Annotated in this window: 11 protein-coding genes and 2 pseudogenes; 3 read left to right on the top strand and 10 right to left on the bottom strand. The window is 32.4% G+C overall.

Annotated features, from left to right (window positions below; all coding sequences use genetic code 11):
* From HMPREF9129_RS04900 to HMPREF9129_RS04890, 3 genes and pseudogenes are all read right to left on the bottom strand, one after another.
* Positions 1-1,065, bottom strand: a pseudogene (locus HMPREF9129_RS04900) (aminotransferase class I/II-fold pyridoxal phosphate-dependent enzyme); the annotation flags it as partial.
* 25 nt (positions 1,066-1,090) lie between these two features.
* Positions 1,091-1,810: a 6-carboxyhexanoate--CoA ligase gene (locus tag HMPREF9129_RS04895; RefSeq protein ID WP_004820966.1), complete on the bottom strand. Its 720-nt coding sequence runs from the start codon at positions 1,808-1,810 to the stop codon at positions 1,091-1,093.
* A gap of 49 nt (positions 1,811-1,859) precedes the next feature.
* Positions 1,860-2,306: a hypothetical protein gene (locus tag HMPREF9129_RS04890; protein ID WP_004820964.1), complete on the bottom strand. Its 447-nt coding sequence runs from the start codon at positions 2,304-2,306 to the stop codon at positions 1,860-1,862.
* A gap of 147 nt (positions 2,307-2,453) precedes the next feature.
* Between HMPREF9129_RS04890 and HMPREF9129_RS12800 the strand changes: the two genes are divergently transcribed.
* The 3 genes and pseudogenes from HMPREF9129_RS12800 to HMPREF9129_RS12795 form a co-directional block, all read left to right on the top strand.
* Complete coding sequence (locus HMPREF9129_RS12800) at positions 2,454-2,609, top strand: transposase (protein ID WP_083827170.1); 156 nt, start codon at positions 2,454-2,456, stop codon at positions 2,607-2,609.
* Positions 2,557-2,736 carry a hypothetical protein gene (locus tag HMPREF9129_RS11665; RefSeq protein ID WP_004820962.1) on the top strand — a complete coding sequence of 60 codons (180 nt, stop codon included), beginning with the start codon at positions 2,557-2,559 and terminating at the stop codon, positions 2,734-2,736. The genes HMPREF9129_RS12800 and HMPREF9129_RS11665 overlap by 53 nt, the downstream gene beginning before the upstream one ends.
* A gap of 21 nt (positions 2,737-2,757) precedes the next feature.
* Positions 2,758-3,009: pseudogene (locus tag HMPREF9129_RS12795) on the top strand (transposase); the annotation flags it as partial.
* A gap of 219 nt (positions 3,010-3,228) precedes the next feature.
* On the opposite strand, the gene ssnA reads toward HMPREF9129_RS12795, so the two are convergent.
* From ssnA to HMPREF9129_RS04850, 7 genes are all read right to left on the bottom strand, one after another.
* Positions 3,229-4,554: a putative aminohydrolase SsnA gene (gene ssnA, locus HMPREF9129_RS04880; protein WP_004820957.1), complete on the bottom strand. Its 1,326-nt coding sequence runs from the start codon at positions 4,552-4,554 to the stop codon at positions 3,229-3,231.
* Positions 4,555-4,602: 48 nt separating this feature from the next.
* Entirely contained in the window at positions 4,603-7,629 is a 3,027-nt protein-coding gene (gene ygfK, locus HMPREF9129_RS04875) for a putative selenate reductase subunit YgfK (protein ID WP_004820955.1), read from the bottom strand.
* 141 nt (positions 7,630-7,770) lie between these two features.
* The gene (gene dpaL / locus HMPREF9129_RS04870; protein ID WP_004820953.1) at positions 7,771-8,973 is read right to left on the bottom strand and encodes a diaminopropionate ammonia-lyase; all 1,203 of its coding nucleotides are present in this window, start codon (positions 8,971-8,973) and stop codon (positions 7,771-7,773) included.
* A gap of 111 nt (positions 8,974-9,084) precedes the next feature.
* Positions 9,085-10,017 carry a carbamate kinase gene (gene arcC / locus HMPREF9129_RS04865; protein ID WP_004820951.1) on the bottom strand — a complete coding sequence of 311 codons (933 nt, stop codon included), beginning with the start codon at positions 10,015-10,017 and terminating at the stop codon, positions 9,085-9,087.
* A 78-nt stretch (positions 10,018-10,095) separates the two neighbouring features.
* The gene (locus HMPREF9129_RS04860; protein WP_004820949.1) at positions 10,096-11,409 is read right to left on the bottom strand and encodes a YgeY family selenium metabolism-linked hydrolase; all 1,314 of its coding nucleotides are present in this window, start codon (positions 11,407-11,409) and stop codon (positions 10,096-10,098) included.
* A gap of 14 nt (positions 11,410-11,423) precedes the next feature.
* Positions 11,424-12,614, bottom strand: coding sequence for a knotted carbamoyltransferase YgeW (ygeW, locus tag HMPREF9129_RS04855; RefSeq protein WP_004820948.1), 1,191 nt, complete (start codon positions 12,612-12,614; stop codon positions 11,424-11,426).
* A complete protein-coding gene (locus tag HMPREF9129_RS04850) occupies positions 12,615-13,298 on the bottom strand; it encodes a helix-turn-helix transcriptional regulator (protein WP_004820945.1) in 684 nt (227 codons plus the stop codon).
* Positions 13,299-13,332: the final 34 nt, after the last annotated feature.

The raw sequence follows: 13,332 nt of genomic DNA, 5'->3' as shown, positions 1-13,332 counted from the left end.
AACTCATTAAAGTAATTCGCAAAATTGCTTTATTCTTTTCTACAGTTGGAAATCTTATTGCTGGAACATAAATTCCATCATCATATAGACTTTCAGAAATTCTAATAGCTTTTTCCTCATCACCTATTAAAACTTTTATTATAGGTACTCTACCATCTACTTCAATTCCTATATCTTTTAAGCTTAATTTAATATATTGCATATTTTCTTTAAGCCTAATTAAATTTTCATTTGATTCTGAAATAAAATCTAAAGAAGCTATATTACATGCTATTGTTAAAGGACTCATAGAAGTTGAAAAATATAGCTTCTAGCATGATTTAATATATAATCTCTTATTTTTTTAGAGGTGCCTACAAATCCCCCCTCAACCCCTATTGCTTTACTTAGTGTGGCAATAAGTATGTCTGGTTTTAATTTTTCTTCGGTTAATTCTATAATTCCTCTGCCATTCTCTCCAAGAACCCCAAATCCATGAGCGTCATCGATTATTGTCAGTGCATTATATTTATTCCCTAGCATGCTTATACCTTTTAAATTTATAATATCTCCATCCATGCTAAATACAGAATCAGAAACTATTATTTTATTAAATTTGTAACATAATTTTAACTTATTTTCTAGGTCTTTCAAATTATTGTGTTCATATACAACTATCTTTGCTTTTGATAATTTACATCCATCGATTAAAGAAGCATGGTTTTTTTCATCTGAAAATATTATATGTTGTTCTGTAGCAATTGATGATATCACTCCTAAATTAGCTGTATACCCCGAGTTAAAAACTAAAGCAGATTCATACCCGCAAAATTTAGCTAATTTCGTTTCAAGTTCCATATGTAGTATAGTACTTCCTGTAGTAAGTCTTGAACCTCCTGACCCCATACCAAATTTTTTAGCTAAGTTAACTCCCTTATCGAAAATATTTTCATTTTCAATAATTGATAAATAATTACTTGAAGAAAAAAGTAATAACTCTTTACCATTAATTTTTGAAATTGCAGATTGTGTACTAGAAAATATGTTTTGTTTTCTAATTAAATTTTGATTACTTAAAAATTTCATTTTAGAATCTATGTAATTAAACTTATCATCCAATAACAAGCACCTTCTTCTTTTTTAAAAATTCTATTGTTTCTTTTAGATCTGCTTTATTTTTATCATATAAAAAAATTCTAGCGCCATTTTGCGAACCAATTTCTTTTAATTTACTAACTCTCATATATCCATGTTTTTTAGTCGCTACATATCCTATTGTATAATTTGGATCATCCGAAATACATAACTCCCCTACTATACCTGGTGCATTTGCAACCTTAGTTGCTAATACAAGAGCTTCATTAAAATGCATCTTATATTCTTTAAAATTTTTTATCTTTTTATAATCCATATATGTTACTCTAACTCCGCTTTTCAAATCCGGCTCCAATCGCTCTAATGAATTTACATCTAAGATTATTGCCCCTCTCATATTCGAAGTACTTTTTAATAAATTTAATATGTAATCTGCATTTTTTATATTTTGACTTTCTAAAAATGACTTTATAAATACAAACCCTTCTATAACAGATTTAACCTTAATGTCTCTAACTTTTAAAGCATTTAACTCTAGTATTTCATTTTTATCAATTTCTTCTATTTTTATATTTATAAAATCCGGCTTACCCTTTTCATGACTCATTGCCCTATTTTTTAAATAGGTTATCACCTCACTAAGTGCCCTTTCTTCAACCATTCTTTCTGCTCCTGATATATGAACTTTCTCGCCATTTATATTCTTAGAAGCTCTCATTTTAACACTATAAATCATTTTTAACTCCTTCTACAAACTATAAAATCACTATACACACTATTTTCCACTACTTTGTAAAATCCATTAAAAAAACTTTACATATTATAACAGTAAATATCATCCCTGGTATTGTAGGTATTAATATAGTATACAAGTTCAATTTAAAAATTAAACTAAGAGCTAATCGTGCTATAAAAGTTGAAATTGGTCCTATTATAAAAAAGCCTATGTTTCTATTTTTAAAAATATAAACGCCTATCCCAACACATACTCTAAAAACCATTGAAATTATTATTCCATAAACTGTCATAAATCCAAGTATAAAAGAAATTATACTTGATATAATACCTGCTATAAAATAATTCCTAAACCCAAATATATACGCTATTATAATTGCAATAGGTGCAGACATTTGAAACTCTCCTCCTAAAAATGGATTTGGCAATTTAAAAAATGCACTCATAGTTATCAACACAGATAAAATAGCAATAAAAGATAATTTTCTAGCTTTCATTTTTCACCCCTTCAAAAGATTAACATTTCCAAGTAGATTTGTCATCTGTTTTAGTATTTAAAGTTTACAATATGCAAAAGGCTCTAAAATATCTGTTGGGGAATAAATCTCTAACAGATATTATAGAGCCGTTTTTTTGTAAATGATATGTCTAATATTTTTAAATCTGTTAGGGATAGGTTCTTTAGAAGTTCGATTCATATTATTGATAGGTATCATTTCATAAGACAGGTTTCTTGGGCTTTGGAGAATGTTAGAAAGAGGATTCAAAGGGATGTTTCTTCTAAGCTTAGGGTGTTTTAAGAGAAGTAAGGGTTTAGTTACAAAGCCTTCTTCTATGCTTAGTTCTATGCAGGCTAGTGAGGTTTCTTTAATGCTTGGGTTAAGTGAGGATTTAAGGTTAGCTTATCAATTAAAAGAGTTGTTCTAGCAATATGTTCTTACTCAGCCTAATAAAAAGATGGCTAGTATATGTTTGAGTGAGTGGATAAGAAGGGCTAAGGAGTACTGTTTAAAGGAATTTAGTTCTTGTATTACTGCTTTTAATGATTGGTTTGATGAGATATGTAATTCTTTTGATTATCCTTGGTCTAATGGTCTTCTTGAGGGTACGCATACTAAGATAAAGACTTTAAAGAGAAATTGTTTTGTTATGAGGAATTTTGATTTATTTAGAAAACGAATTATGTTTTCGTGTAAGTAGTTGGTAAAAGGGTATTAAATTTTCTGAAAACTCCTAGGAGTTTTGTTTGCTATGCTTATTTTTAGTGGTTTTTGTTTTATTTTAGTTTTGGACTTATTTTAGCTGCTATGTGTTGATTTTTACATAAAATGAGAGGCTCGATTTATGAGCCTCCCCAATGTTTGACATAGAGCCAAAATAAATAGCCGTGAGCAAACCTCACAGCTATCTTAATTTATATTACATTTGTGGCCAAATTTTAGCGGCTCTTTCTCTTGATTTTGCCATAATTTCAGCAGTATCTACATTTAGTATTTCTCTGCCTCTCATTACGAACTTACCATTAATCATGTTATCTTGTACTATTCCACCATTAAATCCAAATAGTGAATGTCCATACCAAGAATTTGCATTTAATGGAGTTAATGGATCATATTTTAATGTGATTAAATCAGCATATGCTCCTTTTTCTATAACTCCCAATGGTCTGTTGAAGTATTTAGATAAGATTATAGGATTATTTTTAAACTGCATATTTATAGTTTCCATAAATCCTACTGTTGGATCACATAAGTGGTGTGCTTGTAATATATTTGCAACTTTCATTGATTCAAACATATCATTTGTGTACGCATCTGTTCCAAGTCCAACTACTATTCCCTTATCTAACATATATTTTACAGGTGGACAACCGACTGCATTGTTCATGTTTGATTCAGGGTTGTGTACTACATTTGTGTTTGTAGCTTTTATTATATCAATTTCTCTTGGGTTTGCGTGTACACAGTGAACTGCAAGTGTTCTTTCGCCAAGAATATCGAAATCGTGTAGTCTTTCTACAACTCTCTTACCATGTTTTTTAAGTGAGTCATACTCATCTTCAATTCCTTCTGCTACGTGAATATGATATCCATCGTATACACCTTCCATAGCTTCTCTTGCTTTGTAAAGAGTGTCATCTGAAATTGTAAATGAAGCGTGCATTCCAAAAAGGCCTTTTATCATATCTCCATTATCATCTTTTTGACAAGCTTTTATGAAGTCTACATTTTCTTTAATTCCCTTTAATGCTATTTCTTTTCCATCTCTGTCTGAAACTTCATAGCATAAAGAAGTTCTTATCCCAAGTTCTTTTGCCGCATCAGCTATTGTAAACAATGAACCTGTAACTGAATTTGGACCTGCATGGTGGTCTATAAGTGTTGTTACACCGTTTCTAATAGATTCGATATAAGTTGTATAAGCATTTAACTTGACATCTTCAAGTGTAAGTTTTTTATCAAGAGCCCACCATAAATTTTCAAGCACTGTAAAAAAGTCAACTGTAGGTTTACTTACTCCCATACCTCTTGCATAAGCACTGTAAATATGTGAGTGAGCACAAATCATACCTGGCATTATTACATTGCCTTTTACATCTACTATTTCTTCTTCTGGATAAGCTTTCTTTAAATCTTCAAAATTTCCGACTTCTTCAATGATGTTTCCTCTTACTAAAACAGCTCCATTGTCGTAAAAGTTATTTTCAGCATCATTAGTAATTAATTTACCATTACCTATTATCATTGTCGCAACTCCTTTTCTCTAAAGAACCTGTTTGTTAATAGTTTCCTATTAACAAACTGTTGGTTCAAAATAATATCCGTATTCTTTTAAAAGACCTTTTATAAAGTTTTCTAAGTTATCAGAAATCTTTCCATCGCCTAATTCATGTTCAATTATATTTCCATTTTCAGCTCTAACTAGGAATGTATTTTCACCTGTTCTTAGGAATCCAACATTTGTTGAATCTTCAAAGTCTTCTTTAGTCCAGAATAAAGTTATCTTATCTTTGTATGGCTTTCCAGCGTGTGGACAGAATACAGCACAGTTTCCACATTCGTTACACATTCCATCTATATGAACGATTTGGTGTTTGTTTTCATATCCTTCTAAGTTGATTGCAACATTTGCTCTGTTAGGACAAACTTCTGTACAAACTTCACAAATTTGGTCACACTTCAAGCAGCGGTTACCTTCTTTGTTACCTTCAAGAATATTTTCAAGTATACCTCTCTTTTCATATACTACTTTATCTTTTTCAGGTACGATGAATCTTTCAAAGTCATTGTCTAATCCCTCTTTTTTAAGAATATCAAGAGCTACAGTCTTAGCATCTCCCATTCCCTTTACAATTGTTGAAGGACCTTCTTTACAATCCCCTATGATATATACATTTTCTATATTAGATTCAAGAGTTGGAAGTAATTTCATTCTTCCTCTATCATCCATATTTATTCCGTTTTCTTTAAAAGGTGCAAGATTTACTTTCGCTCCAGTAGCTCCTATTACAGTATCGAATTCTAAGTCTATAAATTCTCCAGTTCCAACTACTGATTTTCTTCCTGATGCGTCAAAATCTCCAAGCATCATTTTTTCACAAGTTAAAGTCTTTCCATCGTATTTTACAGGTGCTGTAAGTTCCATGATTTGGATTCCGCTTTCTTTAACTTCTTCAACTTCTTCTTGTGTAGCAGGCATATAAGCTTCAGTTCTTCTGTATACTAAGACAGCTTCAACACCTTGTTTATGAGCAAGTCTTACACAGTCCATAGCAACGTCTCCAGCTCCTACTACGGCAACTTTCTTACCAAGTTCAAAACCATCTTCCATTCTCATCTTCCATAAGAAATCAAGTGCATCAGTGATGTTTTCAGTACCTTCTTTTACTGGAGAAGTTCCCTTTTCCCATGCTCCTGTAGCTACGATTACATAATCATAATCTTTTTTAAGCTCTTCATAGCTTTGAGTTACTTCTGTATTGAATTTGAATTCAACCCCTTGAGCTTCAGCAATTCTGAAGTCTCTTTCTATCATTTCATCAGAAATTCTAAATTCAGGAATGATATGGCTTACAATTCCATATGGTTTTGAAAGTTTTTCAAATACAACTACATCAACACCATTTCTTCTCAAATAAGAAGCTGCCGCTATACCAACTGGACCGGCGCCAATTACTGCTACTTTCTTATCTGATTTTATATCAACTTTTTTAATTTCTTCTATAAATTTATCCTGTGCATTATTTGCTGCTATAAGTTTTATATCTTTAATTTGTAGTGATTTTTCATAATCCACTCTTGTACAGTGAGTTTGACAGTGATGAGCACATATTGTTCCCAAAATTGTAGGAGCTGTGTTGTCATTAGCTATGACTTTCATAGCTTCATCATATCTTTCTTCTGCAACTAATTTTAAATACTCAGGTATTTGTTGGTTAATTGGACAACCGCCATCTTTACAAGGTGCTTTAAAACAATCAATTAAAGGAAGTTCAGATTCTGTTTTTCTTGATTTTACCTTTTCTCTATATAGTTTATTATTTTGTGGATTTTCTACCACTTCTTTAGCATATCTTGTAATATATTCAACATCGATATCTCTATATTCTTTTGATAAAAGGTCTTCTGATGCTTCTGCGATTTGTTTAAATCTCGGGTATCCACCTGGTTTTAATATTGTTGTTGCCATTGTTATAGGTTGAACACCTGTCTTTAATAAATCTCTTATATTTAATGCATCTGCTCCACCTGAATAAGACATAGGTAACTTACCGTCAAATTCTTTAGATAATTTAGCAGCTAAGCTTACAGTTAGTGGATATAGTGAACGTCCTGACATATACATTTCTTCTGATGGAAGTTCATTTCTTTTTACATCAACAGGGAATGTATTTGTAAGTTTTAAACCGAATGCTTTATTTTCTGATTTTGCAAGTTTTTGTAATCTCTTGAACATTTCTATAGCATCTGCATATTGAAGATCATCTTTAAAATGGAAATCCGTAAATGCAATGTAATCAAATCCCATTTCATCTAAAGTATTTCTTGCAAAATCATACCCTAAAAGTGTTGGATTACATTTTATAAATGTATTTAATTTCTTTTCTGTTAACAGATAGTTAGCTATGCTTTCTATTTCAACTGCCGGACATCCGTGAAGTGTTGAAAGTGTTATAGAATGACAGATTTCTGGAGAAATTTTTTCTACATCATCTACTGTAAATGTTTTAAATTGTCCTATGTTTTCTTTTAAATATTCTTTACATTCTTTGAAGATTTCTGTATTAGAAGCATTTTTTAATCCTTCTATGTAATTGTCAACTTTTTCAGATTTGATTCCTTCAAGGTCATATCCTACAGACATATTATACATAAAGTCTTTTTTATCTGATATTCCAAGTTCTTTAGCTAAAACTTGAATTGCAAAATAAGCCTTTGTGTATTCATTAAACGCTTCTTGTACAGTAAGCTCTGTTGACCATTCACAGTTATAACATTCGTCTTCAGCCCAAATACATGGTCTTCCTATAGCCTGTTGAATTTGTTCTCCATCCATTATTTGAACTGTCTTTACTTCAATAAATCTTGAACCAGTCAAATATGAAGCTATTATGTTTTGTGCTAATTGTGAATGAGGACCAGCAGCAGGACCTACAGCACTTGCTATTTCATCTCCAAAAACTGTTTTTAAATAATTTCCACTAGTATTCCTATAAAATTTGTCTTTGTGTATTCCGAAGATTGTCTCTTGATTTTTAAATTCTTCTAAACTCCACTCGATAAGATGTTTAAACGAAATCGGTCTCATAAATTCACTCATAATTATCCTCCTGTGACTTTAATGTACTGAAAACATTTGTAATGTTACAAATACAATTCCTAAATTTTTCCTACAAATATTACTTTGAGAACTCACGCACAGCGCAAGTTCTCACATTAAATAATTACAAAGTATTTAGTCTTATAGACTAGGGTTTTGACCATCCCAAACTATTCTTCTATATCCTTCTTTATCAGTATCTCCTTCTGTTGAGAAGCAAAGTACTACTGAATTTTCATTTAAACCTAATTTTTCCTTTTCAGCTTTTAATGATTCATCTGTCAAAAGCTTGTGTACAACACCAGCTGTAACTGCTCCTGATTCACCAGAAATAACCTTAGTATCATTTCCTAGTGGGTTTCCAAGTAGTCTCATTCCATGAGCTGCATATAAATCATCTACTGACAAGTAGAATTTAGCGTGTTTCTTTAATACAGGCCATCCAATGGTAACAGGTTCACCACAGTTAAGTCCTGCCATAATTGAATCCATATCTCCTTCTACAATATGAAGTTTTCCATCATCTGCTTTAGCTGTTCTAAATAAGCAATTTGCTTGATTTGGTTCAACTATTGTAATTACAGGCATGTTATCTTTCATAACATTTGCGAAGTATCCTGTTACAGCTGATGACATTGAACCTACTCCAGCTTGAAGGAATATATGAGTTGGCTCTTGTCCTTTTTCCTTCAATTCTTCATAAGCTTCTTTAGCCATTGTCATGTAGCCTTGCATAATCCAAGTTGGAATTTCTTCATATCCATCCCAAGATGTATCTTGTACCATGATTCCATTGTTTTCTTTTGCATATTTATCTGCAAGTCTTACACATTCATCATAGTTATATTCATAGATATCAGCATCTGCGTTTTCTTTTCTAATATTTTCAAGTCTTTCTTTTGCTGAACCCTTTGGCATAAACACTTTAGACTTTTGCCCTAATTGATTAGCTGTCCAAGCCACACCTCTTCCGTGGTTTCCATCAGTAGCAGTTGCAAAAGTTACATCGCCAAGTTTTTCTTTAATTTCTTCTGAAATCATTTTTTCATATGGAAGTTCACTAATGTCCATTCCAAGTTTTTGAGCAATATAATTCCCTATTGCAAAACTGCCACCTAATACCTTGAACGCATTTAATCCAAATCTGTATGATTCGTCTTTTACATTAATTGATTTAACTCCAACTTCTTTTGCTAAATCTTTAAGCTCTACTAAAGGTGTTTTAGAATATTGTGGAAAGCTCTTATGAAATCCTATTGCTTTTTTTGCCACTTCATCGTTTACAAAGTCTATGTTGACTTCATCTTTATTTAGTTCTAATTCAACTAAATTAAATTTATCCATCGTTTGCCTCCTAAAAAACATCGCTTTATCACATAAAATTAACTTGTTACATTTATTATAACAAATTAATTTTATCTTTTTATCATTTATTTTAAATTTAATAAAATTTTTTTATTTGTTGATAATTTTAGTTCCTGTTTCACCCTTTAAAGCTGCTTTTGCTTTTTCAAGAGATGTAATAAGAGCTTCTCTTCCTTCTTTACTCTTAACAAATCCAACTGCAGCTTCTACTTTTGGAAGCATTGAGCCAGCACCAAATTCATTTGCATCAATATATTCTTGAACTTCTGCAATTGATAGTTCATCAAGCCATTTTTCATTTTCTTTTCCAAAGTTAATAGCAACTTTGTCAACAGCTGTTAATATTATAAGTGAATCAGCATTTAATACTTCTGCTATCTTAGCTGATGTAAAGTCTTTATCAATAACTGCTGCAACACCTTCTAAACCACTTTCAGTTTTTATAACAGGTATTCCGCCGCCACCGCCGCATATAATAACCGCTTTACCAACTAGTGATTCAACAGCTTCTTTTTCAACTATATCAATTGGCTTTGGTGAAGGTACTACACGTCTAAATCCTCTTCCTGAATCTTCTTTCATTGTGTAACCTTTTGTTGCTTCAAGTTCTTTCGCTTCTTCTTCTGAATAGAATGTTCCTATAGGTTTTGTAGGATTTGAAAAAGCTTTGTCATTTTTATCTACTAATGTTTGAGTTACAAGTGTAACTACAGGTTTATTAATATTTCTCTTTGACAATTCATTTCCAATTGCATTTTGTAAATGGTATCCTATATATCCTTGGCTCATTGCTCCACATTCTGGGAAAGGCATAGATGGTACAGAGCTATCTGTTGCATTAGCTGTGCTCATAGCCAAGTTTATCATACCTACTTGAGGTCCATTTCCATGAGCTACTATTACTTCATTGCCTTCTTCGATTAAATCTACAATTGAAACTGCTGTATTTTTTACTGCTTCTTTTTGCTCTTCAGGAGTATCTCCTAGAGCATTTCCACCAAGTGCTAAAACTATTTTTTTCATTTAAAATATCCCTCTTTATTTTTTAAGTAAAAGAGCTCATGTAAAAATTCATGAGCTCAAAGTTTATTTCCTTAACAATTATTTTGTATAAATAGTAGGAAGCGCTGCATAAGTCGCTGCACATGTAACTAAGTCTTGCTTAAAAGTAACTTCGTTAGGTGCGTGCGCTTGATCTTCAGCTCCTGGTCCAAAACCAATTACTGGAATTCCATGACGACCCATTATAGCTACACCATTTGTAGAGAAAGTCCATTTGTCTGTAAGTGGTCTTGCAGCTCTCTTTTCTTCTTCTTTAATTATTGGAGGAGCAATTCTCTTATCTCCGTAAAGACCTATATAAGCTTCTTCTAATGCTTTAGTAACTTTGTGATCTTCAGGAATTACCCAAGTTGGGAAGTAAGCTTCTTGTTTGTAAGAAAGTCCTGTCCAAGATGGTCTTTCATAATCATACATAGTAACTTTCGCATTATATTTTTTAGCTGCTGGTAAATCTTCAATTTCTTTTATACAAGATTCCCAAGTTTCACCAGCTGTCATTCTTCTGTCTAGTGAAATTGCACAAGAGTCAGCTACTGCACATCTTGAAGGAGATGTGAAGAATATTTGTGAAGTTGTTACTGTTCCTCTTCCTAAGAATCTAGCTTCTTTCCATTCAGGATTGTATTTTTCATCTAACATCTTAACTAGACCTTTGATTTCTACTGAATCATCAGCTGGGTTTTCATTAAGTTGTTCGATTTCTTTAAGGATTTCTGCCATTTTGTAAATAGCATTTTCTCCTCTTTCTGGAGCAGAGCCGTGACAAGAAACACCTTGTACTTCAACTCTAATTTCCATTCTTCCTCTTTGCCCTCTATAGATACCACCATCAGTTGGTTCTGTAGAAACTACAAATTCAGGTTTGATTCCTTCTTGTTCAATCATATATAGCCAGCAATTTCCGTCACAGTCTTCTTCTTGAACTGTACCTGTAACTAGAACTCTGTATTTGTCATTTAAAAGTCCTAAGTCTTTCATGATTTTAGCGCCATAAACAGCTGAAACAGGGCCACCTAATTGGTCAGAACCACCACGTCCACCTATTAAGTCTTTGTCTTCAAATCCTTCATATGGATCAAATTCCCAATTTTCAATGTTACCGATACCTACTGTATCGATATGTCCATCAAATGCTATTTGAACTTCTCCAGTTCCCATTTCACCAAGAACATTTCCTTGTCCGTCGATCCAAGCTTTATCAAATCCAAGTTTTTCCATTTCTTCTTTGATTCTCTTAGCTTTATCGCCTTCCTCACATGATTCTCCCTTAAGTCTAATTAAATCTCTTAAGAAAGCTACCATATCCGGTTCGTATTCTTTTGCTTTTGCTTTTATTGCTTCAAAATCTAACATATTTATAACTCTCCTTATTTGTTAATTCTTGGAGTATCAGCGTTCCAAAGTTCTTCTAATTTTGCCTTAGGATTCTTTATCTTTTGTAAGAATATCATAGCTGCAATTATATATGGTTTGTAGCTAGCTTCTTGATAAAGGTCTTTTCTATATCTGTCGAATACAGAAGCTTCAACTTCTCCTTCTTTAGTTGATACACCAGTTATATCAGCTGGAAGTGGGTGACAGTAAAGAGCTTTTCCATCCTTAGTTGTGCTCATTAATTCTTCAGTTACTGTCCAGTCTTTGTGTTCTGCATTTTGTTTTAATAATTCTTTTTCTAATTCATCGATTCCGTCAAAGTCACCTGCTGAGTAAAGGTTAGTTCTCTTTTCCATTGCTGCAAAAGGTGCCCAAGATTTAGGATATACTATATCAGCATCTTTAAAAGCCTCAGCCATGTCATTAGTTACTGTGAAAGATCCGCCTGATTCTTCAGCATTCTTCTTAGCTATTTCAACGATATCTTCCATTACTTCATATCCTTCCGGATGAGCAAGTACAACGTCCATACCAAGTCTTGACCAAAGCGCTATACCGCCTTGTGGGCAAGATAACGGTTTTCCGTATGAAGGAGAATAAGCCCAAGTAAGAGCTACTTTCTTACCTTTTAATGATTCAAGTCCATCAAAATAGTTTGCGAAGTGTAGTGTATCAGCCATCATTTGAGTTGGGTGATCTCTATCGCATTGTAGAGATACTAAAGTAGGTCTTTGGTTAAGTGTTCCTTCTTCATATCCTCTTTGAACTGATTCAGCAAATTCAACTTGGTATTCATGTCCTTGTCCGATGTACATATCGTCTCTGATACCTACAACATCAGCCATAAAGGAAACCATGTTAGCTGTTTCAAGTAAAGTTTCTCCATGAGCTATTTGAGATTTCTTTTCATCAAGATCTTGAACTTCAAGTCCTAATAAGTTACAAGCAGATGCGTATGAAAATCTTGTTCTTGTAGAATTATCTCTGAAAATTGAGATACCTAATCCAGAATCAAAAATCTTAGCAGATTTATTATTTTCTCTTAATTCTCTAATAGCATCAGCTACCACAAATACAGCTTCCAATTCTTCATCGCTTTTATCCCAAGTTAGTAAAAAATCATCTTGGTATAAATTTTCAAAGTTTAAATCATCAAGCTTTCCTATCAAATCTTTAAATTCCATTTACTTCTCCTTCTTTACTCGCTCATTAGAGCTCTCAATATTTTTGATATACCTATAAATTGTCTGAATTGAAATGTCAAGCATTTCAGCAACCTTATTCACAGCACCTTTGTACTTGAACACGCCTAGGTTGTACATCTGTCTTATTGGATTCTCGTCATGATAAATGTGTCTTATCGGTATCGATCTGTCCCAGTAGATTAGTACATTATGTATGACGGCTTCTGTTATATCATCTAATGAATCTCCAAAATAATCCTTACTATTAGATTCAGGTGACTCCTCTATACCATATAGTACAGCTTCATTATAGAAATCTCTAAATTTCAAATAATCAGTAAGATCATAATTGATACTTATAAGACCTATTAACTCACCAGCTTCTTTTATGTAGTAAGTTGAAGCTCTGAAAACTTTTTGGTTGATTTCATTTATCATTATATAGTTGGTAACATAATTATTACTTCTATAATCAGCTTTCATTATTTTCTTAAGTGCATATCCCGTTACAGAATCACCCACTTTTCTGCCTGAAAGATGACCATTTACTATATAGATGATATCGCTTTCTCCTTCATGAAAATTCCTAAGCACTACTTCACATTTCTTCCCTGTCACATTTGCCATGAAATCCACATAAGGTATGTAGGATTTTAAAAGTTGATTTTTTTCTAATTTATTCAACTTCTCACTCCTCTTAAGTTTATTTTATAATATT

Origin of the sequence: Peptoniphilus indolicus ATCC 29427, from assembly GCF_000227315.1 — a bacterium.
Taxonomy (GTDB): domain Bacteria; phylum Bacillota; class Clostridia; order Tissierellales; family Peptoniphilaceae; genus Peptoniphilus; species Peptoniphilus indolicus.
Note: the sequence above shows the minus strand (reverse complement) of the source record. Positions and strands in the feature narration are given on the sequence as shown.